General features: G+C 70.6%; 14 protein-coding genes. 5 read left to right on the top strand and 9 right to left on the bottom strand.

The genetic code is table 11. From position 1 onward, the window contains the following. Complete coding sequence (gene glgX / locus ABD951_RS13785; RefSeq protein ID WP_345345676.1) at positions 1 to 2,139, bottom strand: glycogen debranching protein GlgX; 2,139 nt, start codon at positions 2,137 to 2,139, stop codon at positions 1 to 3. 29 nt (positions 2,140 to 2,168) lie between these two features. Here glgX and ABD951_RS13790 point away from each other — a divergent pair, with 29 nt between their 5' ends. The 3 genes from ABD951_RS13790 (at position 2,169) to bioD (ending at position 5,392) form a co-directional block, all read left to right on the top strand. Further along, a complete protein-coding gene (locus tag ABD951_RS13790) occupies positions 2,169 to 3,458 on the top strand; it encodes an adenosylmethionine--8-amino-7-oxononanoate transaminase (RefSeq protein ID WP_345345678.1) in 1,290 nt (429 codons plus the stop codon). 72 nt (positions 3,459 to 3,530) lie between these two features. After that, a complete protein-coding gene (locus tag ABD951_RS13795) occupies positions 3,531 to 4,697 on the top strand; it encodes an 8-amino-7-oxononanoate synthase (protein ID WP_345345680.1) in 1,167 nt (388 codons plus the stop codon). Beyond that, positions 4,694 to 5,392 carry a dethiobiotin synthase gene (bioD, locus tag ABD951_RS13800; RefSeq protein WP_345345682.1) on the top strand — a complete coding sequence of 233 codons (699 nt, stop codon included), beginning with the start codon at positions 4,694 to 4,696 and terminating at the stop codon, positions 5,390 to 5,392. Before ABD951_RS13795 ends, bioD begins: the two co-directional genes overlap by 4 nt. 52 nt (positions 5,393 to 5,444) lie before the next feature. On the opposite strand, the gene ABD951_RS13805 is transcribed toward bioD, so the two are convergent. The 7 genes from ABD951_RS13805 to ABD951_RS13835 all read right to left on the bottom strand — a co-directional run bounded on the left by ABD951_RS13805 (position 5,445) and on the right by ABD951_RS13835 (position 13,168). After that, positions 5,445 to 6,608: a thiolase family protein gene (locus tag ABD951_RS13805; RefSeq protein ID WP_345345684.1), complete on the bottom strand. Its 1,164-nt coding sequence runs from the start codon at positions 6,606 to 6,608 to the stop codon at positions 5,445 to 5,447. Positions 6,609 to 6,653: 45 nt separating this feature from the next. Next, on the bottom strand, positions 6,654 to 7,433 hold the full coding sequence (locus ABD951_RS13810; protein ID WP_345345686.1) for a crotonase/enoyl-CoA hydratase family protein: 780 nt from the start codon (positions 7,431 to 7,433) through the stop codon (positions 6,654 to 6,656). Continuing rightward, a complete protein-coding gene (locus ABD951_RS13815) occupies positions 7,430 to 8,194 on the bottom strand; it encodes an SDR family NAD(P)-dependent oxidoreductase (protein WP_345345688.1) in 765 nt (254 codons plus the stop codon). The genes ABD951_RS13810 and ABD951_RS13815 overlap by 4 nt, the downstream gene beginning before the upstream one ends. Positions 8,195 to 8,228: 34 nt before the next feature. Next, positions 8,229 to 9,377: an acyl-CoA dehydrogenase family protein gene (locus tag ABD951_RS13820; RefSeq protein WP_345345690.1), complete on the bottom strand. Its 1,149-nt coding sequence runs from the start codon at positions 9,375 to 9,377 to the stop codon at positions 8,229 to 8,231. 53 nt (positions 9,378 to 9,430) lie between these two features. After that, positions 9,431 to 10,618 carry a CaiB/BaiF CoA transferase family protein gene (locus ABD951_RS13825; RefSeq protein ID WP_345345958.1) on the bottom strand — a complete coding sequence of 396 codons (1,188 nt, stop codon included), beginning with the start codon at positions 10,616 to 10,618 and terminating at the stop codon, positions 9,431 to 9,433. A gap of 5 nt (positions 10,619 to 10,623) precedes the next feature. Continuing rightward, positions 10,624 to 11,973, bottom strand: a complete 1,350-nt coding sequence (locus ABD951_RS13830) for an MFS transporter (protein WP_345345692.1) — start codon at positions 11,971 to 11,973, stop codon at positions 10,624 to 10,626. A 196-nt stretch (positions 11,974 to 12,169) separates the two neighbouring features. Continuing rightward, on the bottom strand, positions 12,170 to 13,168 hold the full coding sequence (locus ABD951_RS13835; RefSeq protein WP_345345694.1) for a LysR family transcriptional regulator: 999 nt from the start codon (positions 13,166 to 13,168) through the stop codon (positions 12,170 to 12,172). Positions 13,169 to 13,597: 429 nt separating this feature from the next. Between ABD951_RS13835 and ABD951_RS13840 the strand changes: the two genes are divergently transcribed. Together ABD951_RS13840 and ABD951_RS13845 are read left to right on the top strand one after the other, a co-directional pair. Next, positions 13,598 to 14,485 (top strand): AurF N-oxygenase family protein, encoded by an 888-nt coding sequence (locus ABD951_RS13840; protein ID WP_345345696.1) that lies wholly within the window; start codon positions 13,598 to 13,600, stop codon positions 14,483 to 14,485. A gap of 12 nt (positions 14,486 to 14,497) precedes the next feature. Beyond that, on the top strand, positions 14,498 to 15,892 hold the full coding sequence (locus ABD951_RS13845) for a 4Fe-4S binding protein (RefSeq protein ID WP_345345698.1): 1,395 nt from the start codon (positions 14,498 to 14,500) through the stop codon (positions 15,890 to 15,892). A gap of 36 nt (positions 15,893 to 15,928) precedes the next feature. Here the strand turns inward: ABD951_RS13845 and ABD951_RS13850 are convergent, their stop codons facing one another. After that, a complete protein-coding gene (locus ABD951_RS13850) occupies positions 15,929 to 17,194 on the bottom strand; it encodes a cytochrome P450 (RefSeq protein ID WP_345345700.1) in 1,266 nt (421 codons plus the stop codon). Positions 17,195 to 17,258 lie beyond the last annotated feature (64 nt).

Here is a 17,258-nt window from a genome sequence, read left to right on the forward strand (position 1 = left end):
TCAGCCCGCCCGGCGCAGCACGGTCAGCGAGCGCCCCGGAACCTTCAGCGTCGCCCCGGCGTCGACGGTCGCATCGGAGCGCCCGGTCGCCGCCGCGGTGTCGAGCGCGACCACCCAGTGCCGGTGCGAGCCGTCGTCGGGGACCGTGAACTCGAGGCCCTCGTCGTGCGCGTTGAAGCAGAGCAGGAACGAGTCGTCGGTGACCGGCTCGCCGCGGTGGTTCGGTTCGCGGATCGCATCGCCGTTGAGGTACGCGGCGAGTGACCGCCCGAACCCGCTGTCCCAGTCCTGGTCGGTCATCTCCACGCCGGTCGGGGTCAGCCACACGATGTCGCGGTCGGTGTGGCCGCCCGGCGCCGGCCGGCCGTCGAAGAAGCGGCGTCGACGGAACACCGGATGTGCGGCCCGCAGCGCGATGACGTGGCGGGTGAACTCGATCAGATTCGCATTCGATTCCGTCAGTGACCAGTCCATCCACGACAGCGGCGAGTCCTGGCAGTAGACGTTGTTGTTGCCGGACTGGGTCCGGCCCATCTCGTCGCCGTGCGCCAGCATCGGGGTGCCCTGGCTGAGGAACAGGGTCGCCAGGATGTTGCGGCGCTGGCGGGCCCGCAGCGCGAGGATCTCCGGGTCGTCGGTCGGGCCCTCGACGCCGCAGTTCCACGAGCGGTTGTGACTCTCGCCGTCCCGGTCGTCCTCGCCGTTGGCAAGGTTGTGTTTCTCGTTGTAGGACACCAGGTCCGCCAGGGTGAACCCGTCGTGCGCGGTGACGAAGTTGATGCTCGCGCTCGGTCGGCGGCCGGTCTCCTCGTACAGGTCCGAGGACCCGGTCAGCCGGGACGCGAACTCGCCCAGCGTCGCGGGCTGTCCGCGCCAGTAGTCGCGGACCGTGTCGCGGTACTTGCCGTTCCACTCGGTCCACAACCCTGGAAAGTTGCCGACCTGGTAGCCGCCCTCGCCGACGTCCCACGGTTCGGCGATCAGCTTGACCTGACTGACGACCGGATCCTGCTGGACGAGGTCGAAGAACGCCGAGAGCCGGTCCACGTCGTGCAGTTCCCGGGCGAGTGTCGAGGCGAGGTCGAACCGGAATCCGTCGACGTGCATCTCCGTCACCCAGTACCGCAGTGAGTCCATGATCAGCTGCAGGGTGTGGGGGTGCCGCGCGTTGAGGCTGTTTCCGGTGCCGGTGTAGTCCATGTACCGCGACTTGTCGTCGTCGACGAGGCGGTAGTAGGCGGCGTTGTCGATACCGCGGAAGTTCAGCGTCGGCCCCTCGTGGTTGCCCTCGGCGGTGTGGTTGTAGACCACGTCGAGGATCACCTCGATCCCGGCGGCGTGGAAGGAACGGACCATCGCCTTGAACTCGGCGACCGCGCCCGACGCCTTCGCGGCCGACGAGTACTCGACGTGCGGAGCGAGATACCCGAAGGTGTTGTACCCCCAGTAGTTTCGCAGTCCCTGATCGAGCAGGACCTGGTCGTGGAGGAACTGGTGAACCGGCATCAGCTCAATCGCGGTGACCCCGAGAGCGGTCAGGTGGTCGATCACCACCGGGTGCGCGAGTCCCGCGTAGGTGCCCCGAAGCTCTTCCGGCACACCGGGATGCGTCGCGGTCATCCCCTTCACGTGCGCCTCGTAGATGACGGTCTCGTGGTACGGCCGGCGCGGCGCGCGATCCGACTGCCAGTCGAAGTACGGGTTGATCACGACAGTCGTCATCGTGTGACCGAGGGAGTCCACGCCGCGCTCGTACAGCGGCCGGCCGCCGGAGGCGCACCCCGCCGGTCCCGTCCGGAACTCGAACGCGCCGTCGAAGGCCTTGCCGTACGGGTCGAGCAGCAGCTTGCTCGGATCGCAGCGCAGACCGTTCGCCGGGTCGAACGGGCCGTGCACGCGGTACCCGTACCGCTGCCCGGGCACCACCGCCGGCAGGTAGGCGTGCCAGACGTAGCCGTCGACCTCGGTCAGTGCGACCCGCTCCTCGCTGCCGTCCCGCGCGATCAGGCACAGCTCGACCGACTCCGCGACCTCGGAGAACAGGGAGAAGTTGGTGCCCGCACCGTCGTACGTCGCACCGAGCGGGTACGCGTTGCCCGGCCACACGGGGCGGGGCCGGGGTGGTGCGGATACGGGCATGGAATCGACCCTAGTTAGTCTCGACCCCCATGTCCCAGCAGAAGTTGAGCGCGGACCGGATCGCGCAGATCGACGCCGATCACCTGTGGCACCCGTACGGTGCGTTCCCGGCGTCGACGAACACCCTCGTCGTCGAGTCCGCCCGTGGCACCCGCCTCACCCTCGCCGACGGCCGTGAGCTCGTCGACGGGATGAGTTCCTGGTGGTCGGCCGTGCACGGCTACCGGCACCCCGTGCTCGACGCGGCCGCGACCGCGCAACTCGGGAGGATGAGCCACGTCATGTTCGGCGGCCTGACGCACGAGCCGGCGGCCCGGCTCGCGGAACTGCTGGTCGCGATCACGCCCGCCGGCCTCGACAAGGTGTTCCTCGCCGATTCCGGGTCGGTGTCCGTCGAGGTCGCGATCAAGCTGGCACTGCAGTACCAGCGGGCGATCGGGCGCCCGGAGCGGCACCGGCTGCTGACCTGGCGCGGCGGGTACCACGGCGACACGTTCGCGCCGATGAGCGTCTGCGACCCCGACGGCGGCATGCACTCGATGTGGACGGACGTCCTCGCCCGGCAGGTGTTCGCGCCGGTGCCGCCGCGGGAGTTCGACCCCGCGTACGTGGCCGAGTTCGAGGCGATCCTCGCGCGGCACACCGGTGAGCTCGCCGCGGTCATCGTCGAACCGGTCGTGCAGGGCGCCGGCGGCATGCGCTTCCACGACCCGCGGTACCTGACCGAACTCAGGCGCATGTGCGACGAGCACGGCCTGCTGCTGATCTTCGACGAGATCGCCACCGGATTCGGCCGCACCGGGGAGCTGTTCGCGGCCGACCACGCCGGGGTCGCGCCCGACGTCATGTGCGTCGGCAAGGCCCTGACCGGCGGATACCTCACGCTCGCGGCGGTGCTGTGCACGTCCGCGATCGCCGAGGCGATCAGTGCGGGGGAGGGCGGCGGCGTGATGCACGGGCCGACGTTCATGGGCAATCCGCTCGCCTGCGCGGTCGCGGTCGCGGCGGTCGAGCTCCTGCTGTCGCGGGACTGGCGCGCCGAGGTCGCGGCGGTGCACGACGGCCTCGTGGCCGGGCTGGAGCCGGCGCGGTCGCTGCCCGGCGTCGCCGACGTGCGGACGTTCGGCGCGATCGGGGTCGTCGAGATGGCCGAACCGGTGGACATGCGCACGGCCACCGACGCGGCCGTCGACGCCGGCGTGTGGCTGCGGCCGTTCGGCAGACTCGTCTACGCGATGCCGCCCTACGTCGCCACACCCGAGGACGTCGCGACCATCGCGGCCGGCATGGTCGCGGCCGCGCGCAGTCAGGGGGCGTGACCGCGCGCATGCGGCGCACCCCCGAAACCCACACTTGAACACCGTTCAAGTGAGCGCGTATCGTGCGATGTCGTGGGAAACGATCAGGCACTGAGCTGGCTCGACGACATCGCCGACGCGCGCCGTGCGGCCGGCCTCCGGCGCACGCTGCGTCCCCGGACGGCAGGCTCGGCGCTCGTCGACCTCGCCTCGAACGACTATCTCGGCCTGGCCCGGCACCCCGAGGTCCTGGACGCCGCCGCGGCCGCGCTGCGGTGCTGGGGCGGTGGCTCGACCGGCTCCCGGCTGGTGACCGGCACCACCGTCGAACACGAACTGCTCGAGCGGGAACTCGCCGAGTTCGTCGGCGCCGAGTCCGCACTCGTGTTCGCCAGCGGGTACGCCGCCAACCTGGGTGCCGTCACCGCCCTGGCCGGGCGGGACGCGTTGATCGTCTCCGACGCCGGCTGCCACGCCTCGCTGGTCGACGCGTGCCGGCTGTCGCGGTCGCGGGTGGTCGTCACCCCGCACGCCGACGTGGACGCCGTCGCGGTCGCGCTCGCGTCCCGCACCGAACCGCGTGCGCTGGTGCTGACCGACTCGGTGTTCAGCGCCGACGGCGACCTGGCGCCGCTGCGGGCGTTGCATCGGGTGTGCCGCGAGCACGGCGCTCTGCTGCTCGTCGACGAGGCGCACGGGATCGGGGTCCGCGGCGACGGCGGCCGCGGACTGGTGCACGAGACCGGGCTGGCCGGACAACCCGACGTCGTGGTCACCGCTACCCTGTCGAAATCCCTTGCCTCGCAAGGTGGCGTCGTACTCGGTGACGAGCGCGTGCGGGCCCACCTGATCGACGCCGCCCGCACGTTCATCTTCGACACCGGACTCGCCCCCGCCGCCGTCGGCGCGGCCCGCGGCGCGCTGGCCGTGCTGCGCCGCGAACCCGAGCGCGCCGCCGCGGTCCTGGGACGGGCCCACGACCTCGCCCGGATCACCGGGGCCGGGGTGCCCGAATCCGCGGTCGTCTCGGTGATTCTCGGCGATCCGCAGGTCGCGTACGACGCGTCCGTCGCCTGCCGCGACCGGGGGCTGCACGTCGGCTGCTTCCGGCCGCCGTCGGTGCCCGAGGGCACCTCGCGGCTGCGGCTCACGGCCCGCGCCGACCTCACCGACCAGGACATGACGGTGATCGAGTCCGTGCTCACCGACGTGCTCGCGTCGGCCCAAACGACAGCGCTGGCGTCGGCGGCGCACGCATGAGCGTTCTCTGCGTCACCGGCACCTCCACCGACGTCGGCAAGACGGTCGCCACCGCCGCCGTCGCCGCGTGTGCACTCGCCGGCGGGCTGTCGGTCGCGGTGTGCAAGCCCGTCCAGACCGGTGTCGGTGCCGACGAACCCGGGGATCTGGCCGAGGTGCAACGACTTTCGGGCGTGCTCGACGTCGTCGAACTGGCCCGCTACCCGGAGCCGCTCGCTCCCGACACCGCGGCGCGCCGCGCCGGCCTGCCGTTGCTCGGCCCCGCCGACGTGATCGCAGCGGTCAGGGAACTGGACGCCACCCACGACCTGACGCTCGTCGAGGGTGCGGGCGGCCTGCTGGTGCGGATGGGGGAGGGCGGGTTCACCCTCGCCGACGTCGCGGTCGCCCTCGACGCGCCGCTGCTGCTGGTCGCGGCGGCGGGCCTCGGCACGCTCAATCACAGCGCGCTGACCGTCGCGGCTGCCCGGCAGGCCGGCGCGTCCTGTGTGGGCACGGTGATCGGATCCTGGCCCGCGGCACCGGATCTGGCGATGCGGTGCAATCTCGCCGATCTCGCGGACGTCACCGGGACGCCGCTGCTGGGGCGGATCCCGGAGGGCGCCGGGGTGCTCGACCGCGCCGCGTTCACCGCGGCCGCGCCGGGATGGTTCGAGACCGCGCTGCCGCTCCTCGGGGCGGCGACGGTCCGCTGATGGACCCGTGCCCGACCCGGCGCCGGGCCGGGTCGGGCACGGGCTTCGTGGATCAGCTTGCGACGGTGAGGTTCTCGAACACGGTCGCGTTCGCCATGCCGCCGCCTTCGCACATGGTCTGCAGGCCGTACCGGACGCCCTCGGCCCGCAGGTGATGGACGAGGGTGGTGGCCAGGCGGGCACCCGAGCCGCCGAGCGGATGGCCGAGCGCGATCGCGCCGCCGAGCGGGTTCACCCGCTCCTCGTCGGCGCCGGTCGCGCGCAGCCAGGCCCCGACCACGCTGGCGAACGCCTCGTTGACCTCGAACGCGCCGATGTCGTCGAGGGTCAGCCCGGCGCGTTCGAGCACCCGCGCGGTCGCCGGGATCGGACCGCCGAGCATCGCGACGGGGTCGGAGCCGACCACGGTCGCGGTGTGCACCCGGGCCAGCGGCGTCAGTCCCAGCTGCCGGGCCCGCTCGCCGGACATCACCAGCAGCGCCGCGGCGCCGTCGGAAATCTGCGACGCGTTGCCGGCGGTGATCCGGCCGTCCTCGTCGAACACGGGCTCGAGCTGCGCGAGCTTGTCGAGAGTCGTGGCGCGGCGGATCCCCTCGTCGGCGTCGAACTTCGTCCCGTCCGGCAGCGTCACCGGGACGATCTCGCCGGCGAAGCGGCCCTCGTCGACCGCCCGCGCCGCGCGCTGGTGCGAGCGCAGGCTGTACTCGTCGAGCCAGCCGCGACTCAGGTCGTACCGGGCCGCGAGGATCTCGGCGCCGCGACCCTGGTTGAACTCGATGCCCTCGTACCGGCGCCTGATCGCGTCGCTGTTCGGGTCGCCGAGACCGACGCGACGCGCCGATCCCATCGGGATCCGGGTCATCGACTCGACGCCGCCGGCGACTGCGATGTCGTACTGGCCGGAGATCACCCCTGCGGCCGCGAAATGCAGTGCCTGCTGGCTCGATCCGCACTGACGCTCGATCGTGGTGCCCGGAACCGACTCCGGCCAGCCCGCAGCGAGGACGGCGTTGCGGGCGATGTTGCCTGCCTGCTCGCCGACCTGACCGACGCAGCCCCACACGACGTCGTCGACGGCCCCGGCGTCGATGCCGGCCCGGTCGAGCAACGCGGTGAGGACGCACGCGGACAGGTCGACGGGGTGGACCTCGGCGAGGCTGCCCTTGCGGCGCCCGATCGGGGTCCGGACCGCCTCGACGATGACTGCATCACGCATGGTGTGTTCCTGTTCTCTCGATCCCGGTGCTCACGTCCCGGCGTCTCATGTCGCGGTCCAGACCGGGGTGCGTCGTTCGGTGAAGGCGGCCGCGCCCTCGCGGGCGTCGTTCGAGCCGAACACCGGCATCACGATCTGCCGGGTGCGCTCGAACGTCTCGGCGGGGGACCAGCCGGTGGACTCGTCCACGACCTTCTTGCTGGCCCGCACCGCGAGCGGGCCGTTGGCGGCGATCTCCTCGGCGAGGTCGAGGGCGGCGGCGAGCACCTCGCCCTCGGGTGCCAGACGGTTCACCAGGCCGTGCGGGTGGAGCTGCTCGGCCGTCTTGGATGCTCCGGTGAGGATCATCTCGAGCGCGATCGCGCGCGGCAGCCGCGCCGGCAGCCGGGACAGCCCGCCCGCGGCGGCGACCAGGCCGCGCCGCACCTCCGGCAGCCCGAAGGTGGCCGTCGGGGCCGCAACGACGAGGTCGGCCGCCAGGACGATCTCGAACCCGCCGGCCAGCGCCGGCCCGTCGACGGCGGCGATCAGGGGCTTGCCGGGCGTCGCCTCGACCAGCCCGGCGAAGCCGCGACCCTCGATACGCGGGCTCTCGCCCCGCAGGAAGGCCTTGAGATCCATTCCGGCGCAGAAGAATCCGCCGGCGCCGGTGAGCACGCCCACGCTGAGCTCGGGATCGCTGTCGAGCAGGTCCATCGCCTCGGCGATCGCGGCGGCAACCGCACCGTCGACGGCGTTGCGGGCCTGCGGGCGGTTGAGGGTGACCACCAGGACCCGGCCGCGGCGTTCGGTCAGGACCACCGGCGCGGTGACCTCGTCGGTCATCGGGGCGCCATCCGGATCGCGCCGTCGAGGCGGATCGTCTCGCCGTTGAGCATGCCGTTGGAGATGATGTGCTCGGCGAGGGCGGCGAACTCGGAGGGCTCGCCGAGCCGCTGTGGGTGCGGCACCGCCGCGGCCAGCGCGTCCCGGATGTCGTCACGGGCATTGAGCAGCAGCGGGGTGGCGAAAACGCCCGGTGCGATCGTGTTGACGCGGATGCCGACGCTGGCGAGGTCGCGCGCGGCGGGCAGCGTCATGCCGACGACGCCTGCCTTGGAGGTGGCGTAGTTGATCTGCCCGATCTGCCCCTCGTAGGCGGCGACGGACGCGGTGAGCACGATCGCGCCGCGGTCGCCGTCGAGCGGCTCGTTCGCGGCCATCGTCTGGGCCGCGTAGCGCAGCACGTTGAACGTGCCGATCACGTTGAGCCGGATCACCGACTCGAACGGTTCGAGGTCGGCGGCCTTGCCTGCCTTGTCGAGGATGCGCATCGGCTTGCCGCGGCCGGCGCAGTGCACGACCGCCCGCACCGGGCCGCGCTCGGCGGCGGCGGCGAACGCGGCCTCGACGGCCTCGGAGTCGGTGACGTCGGTGGGCACGAACTGCGCGGCCGGGCCCAGTGCCGCGGCCTGCTCGGCGCCGGGGGAGCCGGGCAGGTCGAGCAGGGTCACGGTGGCGCCGGACTCGATCAGCCGGGTGGCGCTGGCCAGGCCGAGGCCGGAGGCGCCACCGGTGACGACCGCGTTGATGTCCTTGATCTGCATGGTGATTGGTCCTTCGGTGTTCGCTGGTACGGGGCTAGATTCCGAGCGACTTGGAGATGACGCTCTTCATGACCTCGCTGGTGCCGCCGTAGATCCGGGTGACGCGGGCGTCGGCGTAGAGACGGGCGATCGGGTACTCGGTCATGTAGCCGTAGCCGCCGTGCACCTGCAGGCACTTGTCGATGACGCGGGCCTGCATCTCGGTGCAGAACAGCTTGACCTTCGCGGCATCGGCCGGGGTCAAGGTGCCGTTGTCGAGGGCGATCAGCGCCTGGTCGAGCATCGACTGCGCGGCCTGCAGTTCCGTGGCACATTCGGCGAGCACGAACTTGGTGTTCTGGAAGCTGGACAGCGGCTTGCCGAACACCTGACGTTCCTGGGCGTACTCGACGGCCAGGTTCACGGCGGCGGTGGCGGTGGCCACGCCGGTGATCGCGATCGACAGCCGCTCCTGCGGCAGGTTGTGGCCGAGCATTGCGAACGCCCCGCCCTCCTCACCCAGCAGGTTGGCCACGGGTACCCGGACGTTGTCGAAGGTCAGCTCCGCGGTGTCGGACGACTTGATCCCGATCTTGTGCAGGTTCCGGCCGCGGATGAAGCCGGGCATGTCACGCTCGACCACGATCAGCGACAGGCCGTTGCGCCGGTTCGTCTCGTCCTTGGAGGTACGGGCCACGACGATCACCAGGTCGGCGCCGATACCGCCGGTGATGAACGTCTTGTTGCCGTTGAGGACGTAGTGGTCGCCGTCGCGGACCGCGGTGGTGGCGACGCCGGCCAGGTCGGAGCCGATGCCGGGTTCGGTCATCGCGATCGAGCTCACCAGGCTGCCGTCGGCGAAGCCGGGGAACCAGCGGTCGCGCTGCTCCTCGTCGGCGTACTCGAGGAAGTACGGCAGCACCGTGTTGAGGTGGACCTGGAAGCCGCCGAGCGACGCTGCCGCGTAACCGATCTCCTCGTAGACCACGGTGTTGAACAGGAAGCTGTCGATACCGCCGCCGCCGTACTGCTCGGGCACCTGTAGGCCGTTGATGCCGATCTCCGCGGTCTTGTAGTAGAAGTCGCGGGGGATGCAGCCGGCCTCCTCCCACTCGGGCATGTTCGGGGTGATCTCCTTGGCGATGAACTGCCGGACGGAGTCCCGGAAGGCATCGTGGTCTTCGGTGAAGATGGTGCGCTGCATGGTGATTCCTTCAAAGATGGGTGGTGCGGGTGGTGAGGTGACGGGACCGCGGCCTAGCGCCGGACGACGACGCCGTCGGCTGCGAGGGCGTCGATCGCCTCGCCGGGGTAGCCGAGCTCGGTGAGCAGTTCGGCGGTGTGCTGGCCCAGGTCGGGTGCGCCGGCCGCCGGCAGCTTCGGGATGCTCTCGAGGTGCCACGGCGTGCCCAGGGCGGTTGCGGGCATGCCGTCGGGGCGGCTGACCTCGATGAAGAGTCCGGACGCCTCGACGTCGGGGCTGCGCAGCGCCTCGGGGTAGGTGTTGATGCGGCCGGCGACGACGCCGTTGCCGGTCAGCATGTCCATGGCCTCGTCGCTGGTCATCGTCGCGAACGCGGCATGCAGTTCGGCCAGCAGGGCCGGCTTGTTGCGGACCCGGGACGCGTTGTCGGCGAAGCGGGGGTCCTCGGCGAGCTCGGGCCTGCCCAGCAACCGGCACAGCCGGCTGAAGTGCACCTCGGAGTAGGCGGAGACCACCACGTTGCCGTCGCGGGTCGGCATGATGTCGGCCGCGGGCGCCACCGTCGGCTGCCCGTTGCCCATCCGTGTCGGCTCGACCCCGGTGCTGAGGTAGGCGCCCCAGTTCGGTGTCTGCAGGTGCAGGGCGACCTCGAGCAGCGAGACCTCGACGGTGTCGCCCTCCCCGGTGCGCAGGCGCCGGATGTAGGCGGCGAGGATGGCCTGGGCGCAGACGTAACCGGTTGCGGCGTCGACGATCTGGGCGCCGACCTTCTGCGGCTCCCGGTCCCGCTCGCCGGTCACCCACATCAGTCCGCTCTCCGCCTGCGCGGCGATGTCGAGGCCGGCGCGGTTGCGGGACGGCCCGTGCAGGCCGAATCCGCTGACGGTGGCGTAGACGAGGTGCGGGTGCGTGGCGCGCATGGCCTCGGCGCCGAGGCCGAGCGAGTCCATCACGCCGGGGCGCAGGTTCTGCACGACGATGTCGGCGTCGGCGATCAGCTGGCGGGCGATCTCCTGGCCGCGCGGATCCTTGAGGTCGAGCGCGATGGCGCGCTTGCCGCGGTTGTAGTTCTGGACCATGGCCTCGCCGTGCGGGCCGATCCCGCGGGCCGACTCTCCGTGCACCGGTTCGATCTTGATCACGTCGGCGCCGAGATCCACGAGGACCTGGGTGGCGGCGGGGGCCGCGATGAACTGTCCGAAGTCGACGACGCGGACGCCGTCCAGGGGCTTGTCGATCATGGTGTTCACGCGGTCTCCTCGATGCTGGGACGTGCGGTCTGTTCGACGCGGCGGCGGATGAGGGCGATGTCGCGCTCGGGATTGACCAGGAAGACCGCGATCACCGCGCCGACGATCAGCAGGACGCCGCTGGACTGGAAGCCGAACGCGTAGCCGGTGATCTTGTCGGCGGACGAGCCGACCGCGAAGCCGATGACGAGCGGCGCGACCATCCCGGAGATGCTCGCGATCGCCGAGAGAATGCCGAGCACCATGCCGCGCTTCTTCGCCGAGACGACGTCGGCGACCGCCGAGAGCGCGACGCCGAAGGCCGCGGTGTTCAGCGAGAACGCGAGGGCGACCAGGATCAGCTGCGGGGCACCCTGCTGGAGCAGGGTGAACCCGGCCATCGAGAGCCCACCGCCGGCGACGAGGGCCGCGCTGAGGTAGCCGCGGGCGACCCGGCGGGAGACGCCCCGGGAGACCAGCCTGCCGGAGAACCAGCCCGCCACGATCGCGCCGATGGCGGCGAGCCCGTAGGGCAGCATCATGAGCTGGCCGGTGGTGGCCGTGTCGTAGCCCAGCCCCTCCTGGAGGTAGACCGGCAGCCAGGAGATCTTCAGGGCGGTGGACCAGTACGAGCTGAACATCAGTACCGCGATGCCGATCACGGTGCCGGTCTTCAGGATCGTCTTGTACGGGGCGTCGACCGTCTCGACCACGGCGCTGGAGGCAGCCCCGCCGCTGTCGCTTTCGCTGGCGCTGCGGCCGAGGATCAGCCAGGCCACAGCCCACAGGAGGCCCATCGCGATGAGCACGTAGAACGCGGCGTGCCAGTTCCAGTGGGAGATGATCAAGGTGAGCACCGGCGCGGCGACCAGGGTGCCGATCGAGGCGCCCGCGGAGACGAAACCGCCCGCCATGGCCCGCTTCTCCGGCGGGAACCAGGAGTGCGCGGCGTGGTTGGCCAGCGCGAACGCGGGACCCTCGGCGAAGCCGAGGATCATGCGGGACGCGATGAGGACGCCAAAGCTGACCGTGCCGAGCAGCGGGACCATCGTGGCGACCCAGGTCAGCATCAGCCCGGCGAGCAGCCATCGGATGTTCACCCGGGACGAGAGCCAGCCGAAGAACAGGGCGCCGGCCGCGAACAGCCAGAAGAAGGCGCTCTGCAGCAGCCCGAACTGCTCCGAGGTCAGCCCGAGGTCGCGCTGGATCTGCACCCCGGCGAACGCGATGACGGTCTTGTCGGCGTGGTTGATGAGCATGAACAGGACCAGGAGGCCGACGATGATCCAGGCGCGGCGCGCCTGCCGTGGCGCCGCCGGCTGGGCTGCCGGTGCCGACGTTGCCGCCGGCTCTGCTGTCTGAGTCATGGAGGTCCCTTCGAGACGGACGACGGGGGACACCGGCGAGCGGGGTGGGCCCGGGTCGGGTGGTCCGAAGGCGGCTGCCTGGTGAGGGATCCGACTCGCGTCGCGACGGTGTGATCGGGTGCACACCATTCAAGGCGCGGGAATCAATTGGGTCAAAGACGAAAAAGATTGGAAAAATACTGCCATAGCCTATGAATCAGGCGGACCGGCGCGCGTTCTCCTCGCGCATCCGGCGGTCCCCTTCGTCGCGGGTGCGTTTCGCGGCCTCGACCAGCGAGGCCCCCTCGGCCATGTGCTCGGCGATCGACTGGGCGAACTCCTCGAAGGACGCGCGGGCGCAGGCCAGGAACTCGGTCGACGCCGCCGTGATCCGTCCGGGCCGGTGCACCACCCCCATCGGGCGGGTCAGTCGGGGCGAGAGCTCGCGTACGACGCCGCCGCGGAGCATCGCGTCGAGTCCACTGCGCAGCGCCATGATCGCGACACCGCCGCCGGCGAGGACGATCGGCAGCACGGCGCCGCGTTGACGCACCTCGACCGCGACGTCGGGTTCGACACCGTGCAGGCGCAGCGTGCGGTCGATGAAGTCGCGGGTCGCGGTGCCGCGTTCACCCATCACGAACGGCGCGCGGGAGAGGCTCTCGATCGGAACCGGGTCGGGCCACCGGGCGTCGGTGCCCGGCGGGCACACCAGCACCAGGTGCTGGTCGATCAGCGCCTCGCCGTCGAGTTCCTCCGTCGGCAGGGGGAGCGAGAGGATGCCCAGTTCGCAGGCGCCGGACTTCACGAGCGCGACGACGTCGGCCGTCTCGTCGCGTTCCTCGATGTGGAAGCGGACGTCGGGGTACTGCCTGCGGAACTTGGCGACCCACACCGACAGCGGGTCGGAGGACAGGTCGGACAGCGAGGCGATGTCGATCCGGCCGCCGCCCATCGCACCGACGTCGCGGACCGCGCTGGCCGCCGACGCCACGTCCCGCAGGATGGCGCGGGCCGGGCCGACGAGGGCCTCGCCGGCGGGGGCGAGCACCAGTCCGCGCCCGACCCGGTGGAACAGCTCGATGCCGAGGTCCTTCTCGAGCTTGCGCACAGCCTGCGACAGCGAGGGCTGCGCCACCCGCAGCTGTTCCGCGGCGCGCGTCACCCCGCCGTTGTCGACGACGGCGAGGAAGTACTCCATCTGGCGCAGGTCCATGATTCGAATCTAGAACCGGCACGGCCTGGTGGTGGGGGATGTGGCGAGCGCGGACCGGGCCGCGGCCGTGTCCGGCCCGCGATCCGCTGCGCCCGGATGGTCGCCGCCTCGTGATCCGTAGGGCGGACAAACCGCCCTCCGCCAGGATCGATTTACATTATAGATTCACATTGAATCGATATTCGTCGCCCGCGTTGTTCGCCGGAATCGGGTCCGCCGGTATTCGGCGCCGCGTGCCCATGCGTCATCCGGCGCTGCGCGCCAGTATGATTCGAGCCATGTTCTGACACCGGGAACGACAATGGTAAAGAGTTGTCAAACCGGAGCCCGTCCGTGCTCGCGCGGGTGGCGGGCCGGAACCCGAGTGTCCACGTCGAGACGTTAATCGAATCGAAATTCGATTTCAGCCGAATTGAGGAGTAAGGAAGGATGACAGCTTCCGAAAGCGACGCACTGTTCGAGACCCTTTTGGAATCTGCCAAGCGGCTGTCCTTCGATTCGAGGAGTCCGCTGGTCTACCGGTCCGAACCCGGCGACGACGAGCGCCACGGCATGACGCCGGAGTGGTCGCCCCTGTTCGGCACCCCGATGTGGGACAGCTTGTCGGAACCGGAGCGTGTCCGGCTCACCAGGAGCGAGGTGGCCCAGTTCCTGGGGGTCGGCATCTGGCTGGAGGTGGGTTTGCAGGTGGCCCTGCTGAGGGCGAGCCACAGTGCGGATCCGGCCCGACCGGACGTCAAGTTCCTCTTCAACGAATGTGCGGACGAGAACCTGCACTCGCTGATGTTCGCGAATGCCGTCGACAGCATCGGATCGCGGTTCTATCCGCGCGACCGCATGCTGGACTTCTTCGGTTGGGTGTTCCGGCACATCGTCTGGGACGAAGTGGCCTACGGTGTCGTCCTCGCCGGTGAGGAGATCTTCGACGTCATGCAACGTGACTGGACGACCAGCGAGGACGTCGCCGCACCCATTCGCCGCGCTGCCTACATTCACGTTGTCGAAGAGTCCCGGCACATGGCGTACGCACGTCGGAAGATCCGCGATCGGTTGATCGGGCTCTCCCGATTCCGGCGATGGGTGAGCACGCTGCTGATCGCGTTGGGAACGCATCTGATCGCACGGAGTCTGATCAATCGCCGGGTGTACGACGATCTCGGACTCGACTGGGACGTCGTGAGGTCGAACATCGACGACAACGAGCACCATCGGATGATGTTCCGCCGGGCGGCGGAGCCGTTCATCGAATTCCTGAGCAAAGAAGGACTGCTGAATTTCGGCGCTCGGTGGATCTACCGAAAGTCGAACCTTCTCTGAGTAGGAGCCGTCGTGGCCCACGTCATCCTGGGACATTGCTGCAAGGATGCGTCCTGTGTGCGGGTGTGCCCGCAGAACTGCATTCATCCCGCCCCCGGTGAGGAGGGCTTCGCCGACGCCGAGACGCTGTACATCGACCCCGGCTCGTGCATCGACTGCACGGCATGTGTCGAGGCCTGCCCGGCCTCGGCCATCAAACCCGAGCACGCGCTGACCTCGACCGAGCACCGGTACGCGATCCGCAACAGGGAGTTCTTCGCGCAGGCCCCCACCGCACCGCGCGCCCGACCCCGCGCCGTCTTCGAGCTGACGCTGGCCCGCCCGAGCGACAGGCTCGAGATCGCGATCGTGGGGTCGGGGCCGGCCGCGATGTACACCGTCCGTGAACTCCTGCGGCGTTCGACGTCGATCGGCGTCACCGTCTACGAGCAGCACGACACCGTCGGGGGCCTGCTGCACCGGGGGGTGTCCCACGACCACGTCGGCGTGCGCGAGATGATCCGACTGTTCGACGTGCCGTTCCACGACGACCGCGTCACGATCGTTTCCGGTACCGAAGTCGGCGTGGACGTGTCGATCGACGAACTCCGGACCAGATTCGACGCCGTGGTCCTCGCCTGTGGCGCGTCCCAGCCGCGCCAGGTCGGCCCCGGCGCCGCCACGGGCGGCGTCCACCAGGCCATCGACATCCTGGTCGCCGAGAATCTCGGGGCCCCGGGCCTCCGACCGCCCGCGCCCGCCGGACCGGCCTGCGCCCTGATCGGTGCGGGCAACGTCGCCTTCGACGTCGTCCGGTGGGTCGCGAGAACCCGCCATCGGGCCTCCGCGGGCGACCGGGTCGGAGAGCTGGTGGTCCTGTCACGGTCGGGTCCGGACCGCGCCTCGTTCACTCCGTCCGCGTTGCACGAGCTTCTCGACCTCGAGCACGCCGAGGTGCTGATCGACCGCGCCGGTGTCGCGCCCGGCGCCGGGGCGGGCGGCTCGCTGCTGCGGGAGCTGTCGCACCTGCCGTCCACCGAGGTCCTCGGCATGCACGCCCCGCCGACCGACTCCGCGGGCCCCCTGCGCATCGTGCTGTCGTTCGGGCAGGAGGTCGCCGACCTCGCGACGACCGGCCTCGGCGCCGTCACGGTCACCACGACCGCCGGTCGCAGCTTCCACGCGAACTCCGCGATCTGCGCCACCGGGTTCACCACCAAACGGATCGACGGCGTCCCGCTCGACGCACGCGGGGTCGTGCCGAACCGTCGAGGCCGGGTGATCTCCGACGAGACCGGAGAACCGCTCGCGGGACTCTACGTCGTCGGCTGGGCGAAACGAGGCGCGTCCGGCGGCGTCGGGGACAACCGCGCCTGCGCGGCCGAGACCGTGACCCAACTCGCCACGGACCTGCGCGCGCGGGTGTGACGTCGGGCGGATCCGGGGCGGGGACGCCGGATCGGCTCAGTGCGGCACCGGGCATCCGCCGCCGTAGCCGACCGGAAAGTGCTTGATGCCGTTGAGCCATCCCGACCGCAGTCGCTCCGGGTCGCCGAGCCGGGCGATGTCGGGGATGCGGTCCGCGATCGCGCCGAAGATCAGGTCGATCTCCATCCGGGCGAGGTTCGCGCCGAGGCAGTAGTGCGCACCCGACCCGCCGAAACCCAGGTGCGGGTTGGGATCCCGGGTGATGTCGAACGCGGTCGGGTTCTCGAACACCTCCTCGTCGAAGTTCGCCGACGCGTAGAACATCACCACCCGGTCGCCTTCCCGGATCGTCTGCCCGCCCAGCACGGTGTCCGCGGTCGCGGTCCGTTGGAACGAGGTCACCGGTGTCGCCCAGCGCACGATCTCGTCGGCGGTGGTGGCAGGGCGCTCGCGTTTGAACAGCTCCCACTGGTCGGGGTGGTCGAGGAACGCGATCATGCCGTGGGTGATCGCGTTGCGGGTCGTCTCGTTGCCCGCGACCGCGAGCAGCAGCACGAAGAACCCGAACTCCTCCGGGGTGAGGGCGTCGCCGTCGACGTCCGCCTGGACCAGGGTCGTGACGATGTCGTCGGCCGGGCACCGGCGGCGGTCGTCGGCCATCGAGTACGCGTAGCCGAGCAGCTGCGAGACCGCCTCGAGCGGGTCCACGCCGTACTCCGGGTCGTCGCCGCCGATCATGTCGTTGGACCAGTCGAACAGTTTGCGCCGATCGGACTGGGGGACACCGATCAGTTCGGCGATCGCCTGCAGGGGCAGCTCGGACGCGATCTGGGTGACGAAGTCGCCTGCGCCGGCGGCGGCCGCCTCCGCGACGATCCGGCCGGCCCGGTCGGTGAGCGCCCGTCGCAGACCCTCGATCGCGCGGGGCGTGAACCCGCGCGCGACGAGTTTGCGCAGCGTCGTGTGCTCCGGGGCGTCCTTGTTCAGCATGATCAGCCGCTGCATCTCGAACGTCTCGCGGTCGACGTCGTCCCGCAGGCGCACGATCGCACCGTTGCGCCAGCTCGAGTACAGCGCGCTGTCGCGGGAGATCTCCCGCACGTCGGCGTGCCGGGTGACCACCCAGAACCCCTCGTCGCGGAACCCGCCGACACCGGGCGGCTGGGGGTTCCACCAGACCGGGCTGGTGCGGCGCAGCGCGGCGAACCGTTCGTGCGGCACCCCGGACGCGTAGACCGCGGGGTCGGTGAAGTCGTACCCCGGCGTCGTGAGCCGGGGATCGGACACCGTTTCGTTCGACATGGGCTCGTGTCCCTTTCGGATCGCACGCGCGTGCAACACAACTGCCGTACTGTGAGAGCCATCA

The sequence above is a fragment of the Rhodococcus olei genome (genome assembly GCF_039540555.1).
Lineage (GTDB): Bacteria > Actinomycetota > Actinomycetes > Mycobacteriales > Mycobacteriaceae > Rhodococcus_G > Rhodococcus_G olei.